The 14,467-nt window shown below is 44.4% G+C and carries 19 protein-coding genes; 13 read left to right on the forward strand and 6 right to left on the reverse strand.

The window, feature by feature from the left end:
- Window positions 1-138 precede the first annotated feature (138 nt).
- Window positions 139-561: a 3-hydroxyacyl-ACP dehydratase FabZ gene (fabZ, locus tag ACZ427_RS00645; RefSeq protein ID WP_461179435.1), complete on the forward strand. Its 423-nt coding sequence runs from the start codon at window positions 139-141 to the stop codon at window positions 559-561.
- A gap of 209 nt (window positions 562-770) precedes the next feature.
- Complete coding sequence (locus ACZ427_RS00650; RefSeq protein ID WP_461179436.1) at window positions 771-1,058, forward strand: hypothetical protein; 288 nt, start codon at window positions 771-773, stop codon at window positions 1,056-1,058.
- A gap of 92 nt (window positions 1,059-1,150) precedes the next feature.
- Here the strand turns inward: ACZ427_RS00650 and ACZ427_RS00655 are convergent, their stop codons facing one another.
- Both ACZ427_RS00655 and ACZ427_RS00660 read right to left on the reverse strand, forming a co-directional pair.
- Window positions 1,151-1,342 (reverse strand): YjfB family protein, encoded by a 192-nt coding sequence (locus ACZ427_RS00655; RefSeq protein WP_461179437.1) that lies wholly within the window; start codon window positions 1,340-1,342, stop codon window positions 1,151-1,153.
- A gap of 82 nt (window positions 1,343-1,424) precedes the next feature.
- On the reverse strand, window positions 1,425-1,550 hold the full coding sequence (locus ACZ427_RS00660) for a hypothetical protein (RefSeq protein ID WP_461179438.1): 126 nt from the start codon (window positions 1,548-1,550) through the stop codon (window positions 1,425-1,427).
- 184 nt (window positions 1,551-1,734) lie between these two features.
- Here ACZ427_RS00660 and ACZ427_RS00665 point away from each other — a divergent pair, with 184 nt between their 5' ends.
- The 6 genes from ACZ427_RS00665 to ACZ427_RS00690 all read left to right on the forward strand — a co-directional run bounded on the left by ACZ427_RS00665 (window position 1,735) and on the right by ACZ427_RS00690 (window position 8,257).
- A complete protein-coding gene (locus ACZ427_RS00665; protein ID WP_461179439.1) occupies window positions 1,735-2,208 on the forward strand; it encodes a competence protein ComK in 474 nt (157 codons plus the stop codon).
- A 210-nt stretch (window positions 2,209-2,418) separates the two neighbouring features.
- Complete coding sequence (locus ACZ427_RS00670; RefSeq protein WP_461179440.1) at window positions 2,419-3,294, forward strand: TetR/AcrR family transcriptional regulator; 876 nt, start codon at window positions 2,419-2,421, stop codon at window positions 3,292-3,294.
- Between the two features lie 27 nt (window positions 3,295-3,321).
- Complete coding sequence (locus ACZ427_RS00675) at window positions 3,322-4,185, forward strand: efflux RND transporter periplasmic adaptor subunit (protein ID WP_461179441.1); 864 nt, start codon at window positions 3,322-3,324, stop codon at window positions 4,183-4,185.
- A 3-nt stretch (window positions 4,186-4,188) separates the two neighbouring features.
- Window positions 4,189-7,257, forward strand: coding sequence for an efflux RND transporter permease subunit (locus ACZ427_RS00680; protein ID WP_461179442.1), 3,069 nt, complete (start codon window positions 4,189-4,191; stop codon window positions 7,255-7,257).
- A 339-nt stretch (window positions 7,258-7,596) separates the two neighbouring features.
- A complete protein-coding gene (locus ACZ427_RS00685) occupies window positions 7,597-7,857 on the forward strand; it encodes a hypothetical protein (protein WP_461179443.1) in 261 nt (86 codons plus the stop codon).
- 187 nt (window positions 7,858-8,044) lie between these two features.
- On the forward strand, window positions 8,045-8,257 hold the full coding sequence (locus ACZ427_RS00690) for a hypothetical protein (RefSeq protein ID WP_464883492.1): 213 nt from the start codon (window positions 8,045-8,047) through the stop codon (window positions 8,255-8,257).
- 72 nt (window positions 8,258-8,329) lie between these two features.
- Here the strand turns inward: ACZ427_RS00690 and zwf are convergent, their stop codons facing one another.
- The 4 genes from zwf to ACZ427_RS00710 all read right to left on the reverse strand — a co-directional run bounded on the left by zwf (window position 8,330) and on the right by ACZ427_RS00710 (window position 11,789).
- Complete coding sequence (zwf, locus tag ACZ427_RS00695) at window positions 8,330-9,820, reverse strand: glucose-6-phosphate dehydrogenase (RefSeq protein ID WP_461179445.1); 1,491 nt, start codon at window positions 9,818-9,820, stop codon at window positions 8,330-8,332.
- 89 nt (window positions 9,821-9,909) lie between these two features.
- Window positions 9,910-10,347, reverse strand: a complete 438-nt coding sequence (locus ACZ427_RS00700; RefSeq protein WP_461179446.1) for a threonine/serine exporter family protein — start codon at window positions 10,345-10,347, stop codon at window positions 9,910-9,912.
- A gap of 177 nt (window positions 10,348-10,524) precedes the next feature.
- Window positions 10,525-11,268, reverse strand: coding sequence for a threonine/serine exporter family protein (locus ACZ427_RS00705; RefSeq protein ID WP_461179447.1), 744 nt, complete (start codon window positions 11,266-11,268; stop codon window positions 10,525-10,527).
- Between the two features lie 116 nt (window positions 11,269-11,384).
- A complete protein-coding gene (locus tag ACZ427_RS00710; protein WP_461179448.1) occupies window positions 11,385-11,789 on the reverse strand; it encodes a hypothetical protein in 405 nt (134 codons plus the stop codon).
- 429 nt (window positions 11,790-12,218) lie between these two features.
- Between ACZ427_RS00710 and ACZ427_RS00715 the strand changes: the two genes are divergently transcribed.
- The 5 genes from ACZ427_RS00715 (at window position 12,219) to ACZ427_RS00735 (ending at window position 14,315) form a co-directional block, all read left to right on the forward strand.
- Complete coding sequence (locus ACZ427_RS00715; protein WP_461179449.1) at window positions 12,219-13,301, forward strand: glycosyltransferase family 4 protein; 1,083 nt, start codon at window positions 12,219-12,221, stop codon at window positions 13,299-13,301.
- Window positions 13,302-13,492: 191 nt separating this feature from the next.
- Window positions 13,493-13,648 carry a hypothetical protein gene (locus ACZ427_RS00720; RefSeq protein ID WP_464883493.1) on the forward strand — a complete coding sequence of 52 codons (156 nt, stop codon included), beginning with the start codon at window positions 13,493-13,495 and terminating at the stop codon, window positions 13,646-13,648.
- A gap of 23 nt (window positions 13,649-13,671) precedes the next feature.
- Entirely contained in the window at window positions 13,672-13,854 is a 183-nt protein-coding gene (locus tag ACZ427_RS00725; RefSeq protein ID WP_461179451.1) for a hypothetical protein, read from the forward strand.
- Window positions 13,855-13,877: 23 nt separating this feature from the next.
- Window positions 13,878-14,060 carry a hypothetical protein gene (locus ACZ427_RS00730; protein ID WP_461179452.1) on the forward strand — a complete coding sequence of 61 codons (183 nt, stop codon included), beginning with the start codon at window positions 13,878-13,880 and terminating at the stop codon, window positions 14,058-14,060.
- 27 nt (window positions 14,061-14,087) lie between these two features.
- Window positions 14,088-14,315, forward strand: a complete 228-nt coding sequence (locus tag ACZ427_RS00735) for a hypothetical protein (protein ID WP_461179453.1) — start codon at window positions 14,088-14,090, stop codon at window positions 14,313-14,315.
- The last annotated feature ends 152 nt before the right edge of the window (window positions 14,316-14,467 follow it).

Below are 14,467 nucleotides of genomic sequence, written 5' to 3' on the forward strand. Positions count from 1 at the left end.
CTTGATGGTAAAGCCTTCGTTTTCGAGGGAGAGTGAGCTGTTATCAAGACTTCCGGGCAGATGCACAGGTTATGGCTGTTCTCCGATCATTTCTTTGCTATAATGAAAAGATATAAAAATGGGAATAGGAGAGATAACATGATGGACATTGAACAGATCAAGGAAACAATCCCGCACCGCTATCCATTTCTACTCGTGGATAAAGTAACCGAGATGGAAGAAGGTAAACATGTGGCAGGGATAAAAAATGTAACGGCAAATGAGCCATTTTTTCAAGGCCATTTTCCTGAATATGCGGTAATGCCAGGTGTGCTGATTCTTGAGGCACTTGCCCAAGTTGGTGCGATTGCGGTACTTGGCATTGAAGAAAACAAAGGAAAGCTCGGCTTTTTGGCGGGTGTGGATAAATGCCGTTTCAAACGTCAGGTTCGGCCAGGCGACCAGTTGGAGCTGGACGTCGAAATTATGCGAATGAAAGGTCCAATCGGTAAAGGGAAAGGTGTTGCAACCGTGGATGGTGAAGTGGCTTGTGAAGCAGAGATTACCTTTGCGATAAAATAGAAATCGAATGAAAGGCGAATTTCTTTCGTCTCTTCTCGTATCGTTTATTGCTCATTAACCTTCGCACTTTATCGTTTTTGCGTCAAAAAAATTCTTTATTAACGCACTAAAAAATATTAACTTTTCCTATCTGCAAAAAAATAAGTATCACTTCTTTGAAACTGGTTAAGCTAATGGCGAAAAGCGAAATACAAAGGAGGAAACTTATCATGAAAAGGAAAATGTTAATTAAATTTGGTGCGCCGATTTTGGCATTGTCATTGGTCGCAGCATGTGGAACAGATGACAACCAGGACCCAGTAGAAGATGAAGCGCCATTAGCACCGGAAGATGATGCTCCAATGAATGAAGAAGATGGCAACATGAATGGAGACAATGGTGGCATGAACGGTGAAAATGGTAACAACAATGGTGAAGACGAAGGTAATATGGGTAATGGCGATAACGGTCAAAATCAACCAGATGATGAATTAAATGGCGGCCAGGGTAATCAATAAGGAAAAACCATACGCAGTAAGAGAGTCATCTATCTTTCTTAACTGCGAATAAAAGCAGAACGACCCTTAAAACGGACGTTCTGCTTTCGTCTTTAAATATGTAGATCAATTTTACTCCCGAGTGATGGGTGTGATGCGGGCTGGCTTGGCTGTTCCAGCATTTCCATTAATTGCACACCTTGTTGTTCGAAGGTATCCATTACATTCCGCATAACAGCAAGGCCTGCATCAGAACGGACCTGTTGATTAGCCATAACAACCGACGTTGCAGCAATGTCCATCATTAATCCCCTCCAGCTACTTTCTTTATTATTTTATCAAAGGAAAAAAAGAAAAACCACCCTCAGCTTGAGTGGTTTTGACCAATTATTTATCACGCTTCTCTTCCTCTTCATTGCCTTTTGCTTTTTCCATGTCATTGGACTGCAGCTGGGAACCTTTTTCCGAATGATTTTTGTCATTTAGCTGTTTATCTATATCTTTTTCAGCCATTATGAATCCCTCCTACCTATATGTTACCCAAAGAACCCGAGCTAAAACGTGCCCCCCAGAAAGCGATACTGGTTACTTTTTATTGACACAGAAAAACAAAATTTTACTAAAAATGTGAAATATTACCTATCCATTGTAAAAATATAGTAATATATTCTTGTACTAAGTAAGGGAGAGGGAAGGGATGGGGGAAGTGAGAGCGATATACTTGATTAACAGAAAAACAAAAGCAATCATTTTTAATGATGATGGCTATCATCGTTCACTGATTTTAGAGGTGGGAAAGGAATGTTATTCGATGCACAGACCTGAACAAATTCTGGCACACAGTTGCCTGCATTATGGTTCAGATGTGGAGGGGCGTAGAAAGGCTGTGAAGAACATACTGAAATCTATAATTAAATTGCCACTCCCAATTAGTACGGATGGGTTAATATATATGATGCCAACAGCATCCATAAGGAATAAAGACTGTGTGTGGGTGGGCTTTCATCATATTGCATTTATAGAACAGCGTGATCAGAGGGGATACATAGGATTTCGAGATGGTAGCGGGATTTATGTAAACGCAACCGCAACATCGCTGGATATGCAGTACAAGCGGACAAGCCAGGTCATTATTTCTTTAAGTTTGGGGAGAATGTTCGAATTAGATTAAGGAGAAATCGGGTTCCCGTTTTCTCCTTAATGCCATATCCATAAAGCCAATTTTACCTGGACAGTCTACTTGTCATATGCTTGGTATGACCTGTATAATGAGAAAGGCTGAACCAATGATGTGAATAGATGACTGACTGGTTAGTCATAAGTCATTAGAAAATTGAAACCTAAATCGTATGAACCACGTATAAGGAACTAGGTGTACATAATGAATGATAAAAAAAGGAAAATACTTGAGACCGGAATGAAGATCGTTGCCATTAAGGGTTATCATGCTACCTCCATACAGGAAATTGCGAATGAGGCGGGCGTATCCAAAGGCACTTTTTACATTTATTTTCATTCGAAAGAGGAATTTATTACAACAGTCTTCCAATATTTCTTCGATCAGATCACAAGCGGTTTTAACAACGTACAAATGGAGAAGCATCCGCCCAGAAAAAAACTGGAAATACAAATCAATGTGCTAAGCAATATTGTTTATCAGTATAAAGATGTGATTACTTTGGTGCTACGGGAAAATATCTCGATTGGGGAGAATGCCGATAAACTGATAAATCAGGTGAAAACAGGTATGTTCCAATGGATGCGAGAAAATATAGAGAACATTTACAAGGAGAAAGCAAATGATGTATTAGCTGATGCGATTATTCAATTGGAAGGTATCCTGCACAGCTATCTCAACTGGATTGTCATCTATGACGTCCCGGTTGAAAGAGAGAGATTGGGAAGTTTTGTCTTACGAAGAATGGATGACATTATTAATGGAATGCTTGAGCGAAAAGAAGAACCACTGACCAGAATGGATCATATACCAGCCTTATTTCAGGCAGATGAGTCAATAGACGAGAGACTGCAGGATGTACTTTTGGAGGTGGAACGAAAAGTCGAAACATTAGCCATCGATCCATCCAAAAGGCGTCAGCTTCAGGAAGTGATCAAGGCGATGGAAAGGGAAGCGGAGAAAGAGGAAAAACAGCCTGTCGTTCTTCAGGGGTTGCTTGCACATTTCAGCCGGATTCCTGAACTGCAGGAAGCGTCGAGTCAGCTGGCAGATCTTTTAAACGTGGAATTATTGGATTAACAGGTATATATGGAGAGGAGAAATGAAATGAAGAAATTAATGGTTAGCATTGCAGCAATTTTAATGATTGGATTGCTTGCTGCATGTACAGAAGAGGAAGAACCGGATGCAAACGAGACGGAAGAAGAAAGTGTAACACCAGTGGAAACAGCAGAAGCCTCGGAGGGAGATCTTGTGGTTGAAAAATCCGTATATGGACGTACTGCTCCAAACCGAACAACACCGGTGATGCTGCAGGCGCCGGGTGAAATCGACACATTGGAAGTCGCAAATGGCGATATGGTGGAAGAGGATGATCTGATTGCCACTGTCTCAACACAGGCGGGAACACAGAATATTCGGGCTCCAAAGGATGGAGAAATTACAAATCTACAGGCAGCAGAAGGTGAAATGGCAACAACGGAAGAACCAATCGCTGTTGTCGCAGATTTGGACACCGTGAAATTACAGCTTACCGCAACAGCCGATGTGCGTGATCTTTTTTCAGTAGAAGATACCCTGAATGTCCTTATCGATGGAAATGAATATGAAGCCGAAGTCACTTCTGTTGGCACAATGCCGGATGATACGACCCTATATCCGATTGAGGCAACGGTTGATAATGAAGACAGAGAAATTATACCAGGGCTGGTGGCAGAAGTGACTGTTCCGGAATCGACCGTGGAGGATACAATCATCGTACCTACAGAAGCAGTAGTAGAAGAGGATGACGAAGCGTTTGTCTATGTCGTAAACGAAGACAGTGCTGTCCAAACAACTGTAACCATCCAGGAAACGCAGTCAGAGCAAACGGCGATTGAAGGAGAAGTTCAAGCGGGAGATGAAATCGTAGTAAACGGTCAGTTAACGCTTGGTGATGGTGACACTGTAGAAGTAGTGGAAGGGGAGTAAACGTTGAAACTTGTAAATACATCCGTCAAACGTCCCGTTGGCGTCATTATGATCGTGCTTGCTATTCTTGCGTTAGGTATTGTATCTGTCCGCAGTTTAACCATCGATCTTTTTCCAAAAATTGATTTGCCTGTCGCAGTTGTAGCAACATCATATCAGGAAGCGGCACCGGAGGACGTGGAAAATTTAATCAGTCAGCCGATTGAATCTGCTGTCAGTTCCATCGAAGGGATTGATACGATTCAATCACAATCCGAGGCTGGATCGTCACTTGTGGTGATGATGTTTAAGAACGGGGTGGACCTCGACCAGGCATTGCTTGATGTAAGGGAGAGTGTCGATCAGGTAAAAGGCCTTCTGCCAGACCAGGCAGGTGACCCGAGTATCCTGCGTTTTAGCCCGGATCAGATGCCGGTCATGTGGGTAGGCCTGACAGGTAAAGATGCAACAGAATTAACAGAAGTTGCCGATGATCAAATCGTACCATATTTTGAACGGCAGGAAGGTGTTGCCTCAGTTACCGTTGAAGGATCCAAACAACGGGAAATTCAGATCGTTCTGGATCAGGCAAAACTGCAGCAGCATGGCGTGAGTGCCCAGTCTATCAGTGAAGCCTTAAGTGGGTCGAATCAATCCGCATCGGTCGGTAACGTCGAAAAAGGGGATAAAGACCTGCAAATCAGGCTGACAGGCGAATTTGAAGCCATTGAAGATATTGAACAAACGATTGTTCAAACTGAAAGTGGAGCAACTATCCATGTGGAAGATGTTGCTGAAGTGAATGATACACATAAAGAATCGACGGCATCGACACTCGTAAATGGAGAGTCGGCACTTGTTTTATCCATCATGAAACAGACAGATGCCAACACCGTCAATGTTGCGACAGCCATTCAGGATGGTATGAATGAAATTAATGGAGAACTGGCCGACGATGTGAATCTTGATGTCATTATTGATACATCCGAATTTATTCAGATGTCCGTCGATTCGGTTGTGCAAAATATTATTATCGGTGGAATCATTTCCATCTTTATCTTGCTACTATTTCTAAAAAGTGTCAGGGCAACACTGGTTATCGGGATCTCGATTCCAATCGCGATTATCTCGACATTTGGCTTATTGTATTTCACTGGCCAGACACTGAATGTCTTAACATTAGGTGGGCTTGCATTAGGAATAGGGATGATGGTCGATAGTTCGATTGTGATTCTGGAACATATCTACACCTATCGAAAACGCGGTTATAGTCTATTTGAATCGGCGACAAAAGGTGCTTCCGAACTGGCACCGGCTGTAATCGCATCAACCACCACAACATTGGTCGTATTTTTGCCGATTATCTATGTGGAAGGGATCGCTTCCGATTTATTTACACCATTAGCATTGGCAGTATCCTTTTCATTGATTGCATCACTGATTGTAGCGGTAACGCTCGTTCCGATGCTTTCATCCAAACTATTATCCAAAGCAATGGAAGAAAGTGGTCGCCGTTATTGGTTTGACCGATTCCTTGGCTGGCTTACCAATAAATATAAAGGTGGACTGAAATGGGTACTTGGCCACCGGAAAACAAGTGTCGCTGTAACGATTGTTGCATTAGTCGGAAGTCTTGCATTAATTCCGTCAATTGGAGCGGAATTAATTCCGTCCTCGGATCAGGGGCAAATGCAGATCACGGTTGAAACGGAACCGGGCAGTACCCTGGAACATACGGAAACAATCGTCGAACAGGTTAATGAAAGACTACAGGACTTTGAGGATACGATTGAAACCAATTATGTCGTTGTCGGCGGTGGAGCGATGATGGGTGGCGGTGGTGGAAGTACAGCTACTTATACCTTGCAACTCATTCCTGCAGGAGAGAGGGATGTAACAACAAATGAATTTGTCCAGGAAGTGGATGAAGGATTGAAAGGTATCCCGGGTGCAGATATCATCGTCAGCTCGATGGAGACAATGGATATGGGGGATCCAATTCAGATTCAGCTGAATGGACCAGAACATGAGGTATTACGTGAATTGTCCGATCAGGTGGTTCAAACCATTTCAAACGTTGATGGGGTGTATAATCCTTCAACAGGTGCCGATGATGCTGTGCCACAGATGCATATCACCGTAAATGACGAGAAAGCGGCAATGTATGGATTAACGCAGCAACAAATTTTAGGCCAGATTCAAATGCAATTCACCGGCCAGGTTGTCACCCAATACCGGGAAGCAGGGGAAGAGTTGGATGTAAGCCTGATTTATCCTGAGGATCAGCGAAGCACGATAAGTGATCTGCAGGATATGAAAATCCAATCCCCTACAGGTGGAGCGATTCCGCTTGCTGAAGTATCCGAATTTGGGGAGAGAAGTGGTCCGGTAGCCCTGCAGAGGCAAAACCAGGAACCGCAAATGAATATATCCAGTGAGATTGCCGAGCGGGATCTAGGTAGTGTCGTTGCCGATGTGGAAAGTGCGCTTGATGGTATGAGCATGCCAGAAGGGTACAGTTATACAATGGGAGGTCAGGCACAGGATATGAGCGATTCATTTACAGATTTAGCAATCGCGCTCGTTTTCTCGATATTTCTTGTATATGCCGTAATGGCCGTCCAATTTGAAAACTTCCTGTTCCCATTCATTATTATGTTCGCATTGCCGACAACAGTGATTGGGGTAATGTTAGGATTCTTTGTTACAGGAATACCATTGAGCATCGTAGCATTTATCGGGCTCATCATGCTCGCAGGGATAGTGGTGAACAACTCGATTGTGCTTGTAGATTATATCAACATACTCAGGCGAAATGGAATGGACAGATTCGAAGCCATTGTCGAAGCAGGAGGCAGCAGGCTGCGTCCAATTATGATGACAACATTAACAACGATTCTGGCAATGTTACCGCTTGGAATCGGCATTGGTGAAGGTGCAGAACTGCAGCAGCCATTAGCTGTAACCATCATATTCGGGCTTGGTGTATCCAGTCTATTTACATTATTCTTCGTCCCTGTTGTATACTCACTATTTGATGGTTTAACGAAGCGAATCACAGGACGAAAGAAACGGAAAAAGAAAAAAGCATAAATTAAGTGAAGGCTCCTCGCATGTTTGCGGGGAGTTTTTATGATAGATAGGAACCAACATGGCAACTGAATCGAGCGGCGGGAGTTGTACAAATCGAGCACGAGATTGCGTGTCGCATGTAGCATTGGTATCGCTCGAATCGCAGCTGACCTCACTCATTCAATGATGCTGCCGCTCGTTTTCAGCCAGTAGGAGATTCCTTCGGCTGTTGGAAAATGGTTTTACCAGATGGCTTTTCATTAACAAAGGCCAATTGGAAAAATATTTCCACTCACTGGAATTAGCTAGGGAGGCTGCTGGGCGTGGGTGGGCGATGCTGACGTGCGTGAAGGTGATGATTTGCGGGATTCGGGTGATGCTGATGTGCGTGGGGGTGATGATTTGCGGGATTCGGGTGATGTTGATGTGCGTGGGCCGATGTTATGCGAGATTCGAGCGATGCTGACGTGCATGAAGGCGATGTTCCGTGAGATACGGTTGATGTTCACATGCGCGGAGGTGATGTTCCGTAAGATTCGAGCGATGTTCCGTAAGATTCGAGCGATGCTCATGAGCGTGGGGGCGATGTTCCGTGAAATTCGGTTGATACTTACTGTCTGAGGCGAAGTTCCGCGAGATTCGGTTGATGCTCATGTGCGTGAAGGCGATGTCCAGCAAGATTCGAGCGATGCTCACATGCGTGGGGGCGATGTTCCGTGAACTTCGGTGATACTTACTGCCTGAGGCGAAGTTCCGCGAGATTCGGTCGATGTTTATGTGCGTGAAGGCGATGTTCAGCAAGATACGGTTGATGCACACAAGCTTGAAGGTGATGTTCCTTAAGATACGTGCGATGCTGACGTGCGTGAAGGCGATGTTCCGTAAGATTCGGGCGATACCCACTTGCCTGAGGGCGATGTTCAGCAAGATACGGTTGATGCTCGCATACGTGAGGGCGATGTTACACAAGATTTGGGCGATGCTCGCATGCCTGAAGTCGAAATTCTACAAGATTCAGTGAAGCTCCCGCCCCAACCAAGTAAAAACACGATAAAAAACGAAGGCTCCTTTAAAGCCTTCGTTTTTTATCGTTTTAGTCATCAATAACATCTGTAATCGGCCACCAGTGGAAGCCATCTCTTTCAAGAAGCTTGTCTGCTGCTTCTGGCCCCATGGAACCTGAATTATAATTTGGAAAATCTGGCTGATGCTTGGACCATACATCCAGAATGGAATCGATAAACGCCCAGGAATTAGCAACCTCATCCCAGTGCGTAAAGTTTGTTGCGTCACCCACCATGCAGTCATACAGCAATTTTTCATAGGCCTCTGGTGTATTGATTCCATTGACCCGATCATTATTATATGAAAGCTGAATCGGATGGGCGGCAGAACCGTGACCGGATTTTTTCGCATTTAGGAAGAGGGTAATCCCTTCATTCGGCTGAATACGGATGACAAGGAGGTTTGGATTTTTATTTTGCTCCTCATTGTATAGATTCATTGGAATGTCCTTAAATTCGACGACGATATGTGTCGCTTTTTCGGCCAGTCGTTTTCCTGTGCGGATATAGAATGGAACCCCTGCCCAGCGGTAGTTGTCGATCATGATTTTTCCGGCGACAAAAGTCTCAGTCTCTGAAGCCATCAGTTCGTCTGCTTCTTCCCTGTAACCACGCACATTTCTGCGGCGGATTACACCAGGTCCGTATTGCCCGCGGACGAAGTTTTCTTCTACATTGGCATCGTCATTTGTCCGCATTGCGCGAAGTACTTTTATTTTTTCCGAACGGATATCGTCGGTCGTCAATTTAATTGGCGGTTCCATTGCTAGTAAGGCCACCATTTGCATGATGTGGTTCTGAACCATATCCCTTGCAGCGCCTGAATGATCATAATAACGCGCGCGGTCTTCCACACCAAGTGATTCACTCGATGTAATTTGTATATTCGAGATAAAACGGTTGTTCCAAAGGTGTTCGAAAATTCCATTGGCAAAACGGATGACCTCGATATTCTGCACCATCTCTTTTCCAAGGTAATGGTCAATCCTGTAAATCTGATCCTCATGAAATGCAGCGCGGATCTGATTATTTAATTCCTTCGCTGACGGCAGATCATGGCCGAATGGTTTCTCGATGACAAGCCGTGACCAGCCGGAAGAATCCTTCAGCCCATATTCCATCAGATTATTTGCAATGCTTCCGAAATACTCTGGTGCCATCGCCAGGTAGAAAACCCGGTTTCCTTCTGTGTTATAGGTCCCTTCCAGTTCATTTAATAAATCATTTAAGCCGTTATAGGAATCGGGATCGGTAACATCAAAAGACTGATAGTAAAAGTGTGACGTAAACTCGTCCAGATTCTTATTGGTGGACGTTGCATCCTCAATGGATATTTGAACATTTTCACGGAGTGTTTCATTTGTCCAAGGTCTTCGTGCAAGTCCAATCACAGCAAAATCTTCACTGATCTTGCCATTTTGATAAAGCCTATATATGGAAGGGAATAATTTTCGTTTTGCAAGATCCCCTGTCGCTCCAAAGATCACCATGACTACTTTCGGTTTTTCTTGATTATTCATAAAATCCCCCTCGATTATGTACCGATAATTGTTAATTGTATAGCTGATAAATAATTAAAGCAAATAATGAGGATTCAGAAAATGGAGTTTTATGATTTTTTCAGCGGGAATTTTCGAATAATTTGATTGACAACCTCGGAAAACATGAGTCCGATCGCAATTCCACCGGCTAACAGCATCACCTGTGCAGCTAACTGAATACCTGTGAGGTAATCATTTTCCACAAAACTGCGCATCGCGTTATATGCAACACCACCGGGCACAAGCGGAATAATGCCAGACACATGGAAAATGATGATCGGCATTTTTAAGTATTTTGCACAAAGCTGAGTCAGGATTGCAACAAGCATGGCACCGAAAATGGTTGCAGGAACAACATCCATACCCTGCTGAACAAGTGTATAGTACAACAACCATCCGCTCATACCAACAATTCCGCATGGCAGCAGTGCTCGTTTCGGCGCATTGAATAGAACGCCGAACCCCGCGGCGGCGATGAAACTGGTTATGACATGTGCGATAATCATAGGTATCCCTCCACTTCTTCAATTTCAGCTGAACGATTACCTTCGTTTAGAAAACTTGGCACTCGCTATAGGTTAGGCGAAAGCTCATAAGCCCGCACTTATGCAGTAGAGAGTTTTATACATTTTCATGATAGATGGTGGCTCGCTCAAGGCGAGCCATGCTGGTTTCTTAACGGCCTAGAAAAACCCAAGCACTACCGCTACACCTGCACCAATCGCAAATGCGGTTAGTGTAGCTTCAACGCCTTTGGAGACACCGGCAAGCAAATGTCCTGCCAACAGATCTCTGATTGCATTGGTAATATGTAACCCGGGCACCAGCGGCATGACGGCACCGATAATAACATAGTCGAGACTGTTACCAAAATTGATTTGGATAAACAGTACCGCAAACAATCCGAGGATAATGGCACCGAAAAATTCAGCAAGGAAACGGATTTGTAAAAAGCTGTCAAAGGCGAGCATTCCCGCATAACCGGCCCCACCGGCAAGTAAGCCAGGAAGGATATCCGGCCATGTCCCACCAAACATATAGGAAAAACTTCCGCTGACCATTGCTGCTGCGATAATCTGTGCCCAGGCAGGGAATGTTAGTCGTGCATTATCAATCACACGCAGCTTATTATATGCCTTTTTTAAATGAATCACTTTGGCTGTGATTTGACGGGAAACGCTGTTCACTTCCGCGATTTTATGCAGATCTGTGGAGCGGCTGGTAATACGCATGAAATTGGTAACCTCTGCTGCTCCACTGGAAAAATTGATCCCGGTAGGTGTGGCGTGACTTTGAGCGTCTGCCAATCCAGAGGCTGCAGCAATCCGGTTCATCGTATCCTCCACCCGATGCGTCTCTGCACCACTTTCCAGCATGATTTTTCCTGCAAGCATGCAAACCTTCTCAATCGTAATTTGATTTTTCATAACGATCACGCCTTTCCTTAAGGTCATATTATAAGCTATTTGGGGCATGTCTGTCATCATTTGGGTATAAGAAAATGCTTCCCCTGCTGAGGAGAAGCATTCGGTGATTGTGGAAACTATGGCATCATTGTAAATAAACCAACAAGTGCGATGATGGGAATGGAATTGCAAAGGGCCATAGCAATCGCCGCAAATGTCTGCACATATTGTTTTGCCTCTGACGGGACATCGATCCTCTTTTGCAAATTAATAAAGAAAAGACCATAGGCCATCATAAAGATGACAATCAATCCCGGTATGTACAACTCACTAATACTTGTGACGGGATTCATTTGGATGAAAGCAAGCATGATTAGGATAATTGGAATGGTCTCACTGAGCGCGACACCAATGAAAAATCTTGTTTGTACGGCTTCTTTCTTGCTGGGATCCTCCTTGATTTTCTGAAGATTAACTTTAAAAACAACTAAAATTGGAATAACTGCTAAAACCGCAGCTGCTGCAAAAAGATAGGCAGCCATAAACATTACCCCCTGTATAAAAATAAGAAATTCATTGTCAGAAATCCTCACGGTAGAACGAAGGCCTTTAACCAAACTATTCCATATTTTACCACAAAATCTCGATGTGTTGCGCATTTATTTTCAGGGGGAGGGAGAACAGGTTCCTGATCCCCGGTTTTGTCGAATATGATTAAGTTTGCACAAAGCTATTCGAATTCGATATAATCAAAGGCAGATAATGTGAAACGCCAATCAGTGGGGATTCGGTGTGGCACGCGAGGCCGAAAGTGATACGGAGATAGCTGTCGACTTTTGGCGGCCATCGAATTCCACTGATTACATCGGACATTTACTGGAAATTAATCCTGGTTGCCGGTATTAACCCCATCAGCATAGAGGTGAGGTACCGTGTTTTGTGAAAGTCATCATGAATGGTAGGAGAATATTATGTTTAACTATGTCGATTTACTGATCGCATTTGCCATCTCACTAATCGCAACTTTTTTATTAACATATCCTGTGAAAAAACTGGCGGTTAAGATAGGGGTCGTGGATCTGCCAAACTACAGGAAAATTCATACCGTCGTAAAACCAAGAATGGGTGGGGTCGCTATTTTTCTTGGTGCTTTAATAGGTGCCCTTTACCTGCAGCCACATCATGATTATCTCCTTGAGATTTTCCTTGGTGCATTGATTATTCTTATTACGGGTGCCCTTGATGATCGCTTCAGTATCAGACCTGTCATCAAGCTTAGCGGACAGCTGATTGCAGCATCTTTTCTGATCTCGGCGGGCTTGATCATTGAACGGGTGACCTTACCATTTATCGGTATGGTCGATCTTGGTTTTTTCAGTGTAATGATAACTGTTCTGTGGGTTGTCGGCATTACCAATGCAATCAACCTTATCGACGGATTGGACGGGTTGGCAACAGGCGTATCGACAATTGCGCTTATCAGCCTATTTATCATGTCCCTGATTGACACACAAGTTACGGTGGCGTTTTTATGTATTGTACTGATTGGTGCCAATCTCGGGTTCCTGCCGCATAACTTTTACCCGGCAAAGATATACATGGGTGATACCGGATCAAATTTTCTTGGCTATATGATCGCAGTCGTTTCGATACTCGGGCTGTTCAAAGAAGTGGCACTGTTCAGCTTTATTATCCCAATCATCATATTAGCTGTGCCGATCTTTGATACACTGCAGGCCATGTTCCGCAGAGCCTATCATAAAGAAAACATTATGAACGCGGATAAAAAACACCTGCACTATCAATTGCTCGCAGGCGGATACAGTCACAGGAAAACGGTGCTGGTGATTTATGCCTTCAGTGCATTATTCGGACTCATGGCTATTCTCTTTTCTTACGCAAGTACAAGCACCATACTTGTTGTAACACTCTTTGTCCTGGCCCTTTTGCATATATTCGCAGAGCTCGCAGGTGTGGTCATGGGCGGAAAGCGGCCAGTTGTTGATCGATTGAGAAAATTATTAAGGAAAATGGAACGAGATCGTGGAAAGTGATAGAAAGCCGGATGGCCTGAGAAGTGCCATCCGGCTTTCTTTGCGTTTTGTGGGGGGATGCGGGGCTTCGGGGCCTTGAGCGCGAGGCAATTCGTCATGCGGGCGATGTTCACGTACATTCGGGTGAAGCTGTGTAGATAGGACGGGGAGCTAGGGTCCGGGCGATATTTTGTAAGATGTGGGTGAAGTTTATGGAGATTCGGTTGATGTTTGGCAAGAAGAAGGTGATGCAGCCTATTTTGCGGGTGGTGTTACGTAGGAAAAGGGTGATGCTCGTTATTGTGCAGGCGATGTTGGATGAGAAAAGGGCGATGTTCACGTACATTCGGGTGAAGTTGTGTAGATAGGAAGGGGAGCTGGGGTCCGGGCGATGTTTTGTAAGATGCGGGTGATGATTATGGAAGTTCGGTTGATGTTTTGCGAGAAGAAGGTGAAGCAGTCTATTTTGAGGGTGATGTTGTATAGGAAAAAGGTGATGTTCGTTTTTGTGCAGGTGATGTTGCATGAGAAAAGGTCGATACTCACGTACATTCGGGTGAAGTTGTGTAGATAGGACGGGGAGGCAGGGCACGGGCGATGTTTTGTAAGAAGCGGGTGATGATTATGGAGATACGGTCGATGTTCGGCAAGAAGCAGGTGATGCAGTCTATTTTGCGGGTGATGTTGCGTGGGAAGAAGGTGATGCTCGTTATTGTGCAGGCGATGTTGCATGAGAAAAGGGCGATGTTCACGTACATTCGGGTGGAGGGAGCTGTGTAGATAGGACGGGGAGCTAGGTTCCGGGCGATGTTTTGTAAGATGCGGGTGATGATTATGGAGATTTGGTCGATGTTTTGCAAGAAGAAGGTGAAGCAGTCTATTTTGCGGGTGATGTTGCGTGGGAAGAAGGTGATGTTCGTTTTTGAGCAGGCGATGTTGCATGAGAAAAGGGCGATATTCACGTACATTCGGGTGAAGCTGTGTAGACAGGACGGGGAGCAAGGTTCCGGGCGATGTTTTGTAAGATGCGGGTGAAGTTTATGGAGATTCGGTTGATGTTTGGCGAGAAGAAGGTGATGCAGCCTATTTTGCGGGTGATGTTGCGTTAGGAAAAGGGTGATGCACGTTATTGAGCAGGCGATGTTGCATGAGAAAAAGGTGATATCCGTTTTCATGCGGGTGATATT

Source organism: Virgibacillus ainsalahensis, from assembly GCF_055380755.1.

What these genes read in the sequence shown, in the direction of transcription:
- zwf (WP_461179445.1), bottom strand. Translation starts at nt 9,820, where the DNA reads ATGAATAATCAAGAAAAACCGAAAGTAGTCATGGTGATCTTTGGAGCG.
- ACZ427_RS00655 (WP_461179437.1), bottom strand. Translation starts at nt 1,342, where the DNA reads ATGATGGACATTGCTGCAACGTCGGTTGTTATGGCTAATCAACAGGTC.
- ACZ427_RS00720 (WP_464883493.1), top strand. Translation starts at nt 13,493, where the DNA reads ATGGAGATTCGGTTGATGTTTGGCAAGAAGAAGGTGATGCAGCCTATT.
- ACZ427_RS00650 (WP_461179436.1), top strand. Translation starts at nt 771, where the DNA reads ATGAAAAGGAAAATGTTAATTAAATTTGGTGCGCCGATTTTGGCATTG.
- ACZ427_RS00675 (WP_461179441.1), top strand. Translation starts at nt 3,322, where the DNA reads ATGAAGAAATTAATGGTTAGCATTGCAGCAATTTTAATGATTGGATTG.
- ACZ427_RS00660 (WP_461179438.1), bottom strand. Translation starts at nt 1,550, where the DNA reads ATGGCTGAAAAAGATATAGATAAACAGCTAAATGACAAAAATCATTCG.
- ACZ427_RS00730 (WP_461179452.1), top strand. Translation starts at nt 13,878, where the DNA reads ATGTTTTGTAAGAAGCGGGTGATGATTATGGAGATACGGTCGATGTTC.
- ACZ427_RS00700 (WP_461179446.1), bottom strand. Translation starts at nt 10,347, where the DNA reads ATGATTATCGCACATGTCATAACCAGTTTCATCGCCGCCGCGGGGTTC.
- ACZ427_RS00725 (WP_461179451.1), top strand. Translation starts at nt 13,672, where the DNA reads ATGTTTTGTAAGATGCGGGTGATGATTATGGAAGTTCGGTTGATGTTT.
- ACZ427_RS00665 (WP_461179439.1), top strand. Translation starts at nt 1,735, where the DNA reads ATGGGGGAAGTGAGAGCGATATACTTGATTAACAGAAAAACAAAAGCA.
- ACZ427_RS00670 (WP_461179440.1), top strand. Translation starts at nt 2,419, where the DNA reads ATGAATGATAAAAAAAGGAAAATACTTGAGACCGGAATGAAGATCGTT.
- ACZ427_RS00715 (WP_461179449.1), top strand. Translation starts at nt 12,219, where the DNA reads ATGTTTAACTATGTCGATTTACTGATCGCATTTGCCATCTCACTAATC.
- ACZ427_RS00705 (WP_461179447.1), bottom strand. Translation starts at nt 11,268, where the DNA reads ATGAAAAATCAAATTACGATTGAGAAGGTTTGCATGCTTGCAGGAAAA.
- fabZ (WP_461179435.1), top strand. Translation starts at nt 139, where the DNA reads ATGATGGACATTGAACAGATCAAGGAAACAATCCCGCACCGCTATCCA.
- ACZ427_RS00735 (WP_461179453.1), top strand. Translation starts at nt 14,088, where the DNA reads ATGTTTTGTAAGATGCGGGTGATGATTATGGAGATTTGGTCGATGTTT.
- ACZ427_RS00710 (WP_461179448.1), bottom strand. Translation starts at nt 11,789, where the DNA reads ATGGCTGCCTATCTTTTTGCAGCAGCTGCGGTTTTAGCAGTTATTCCA.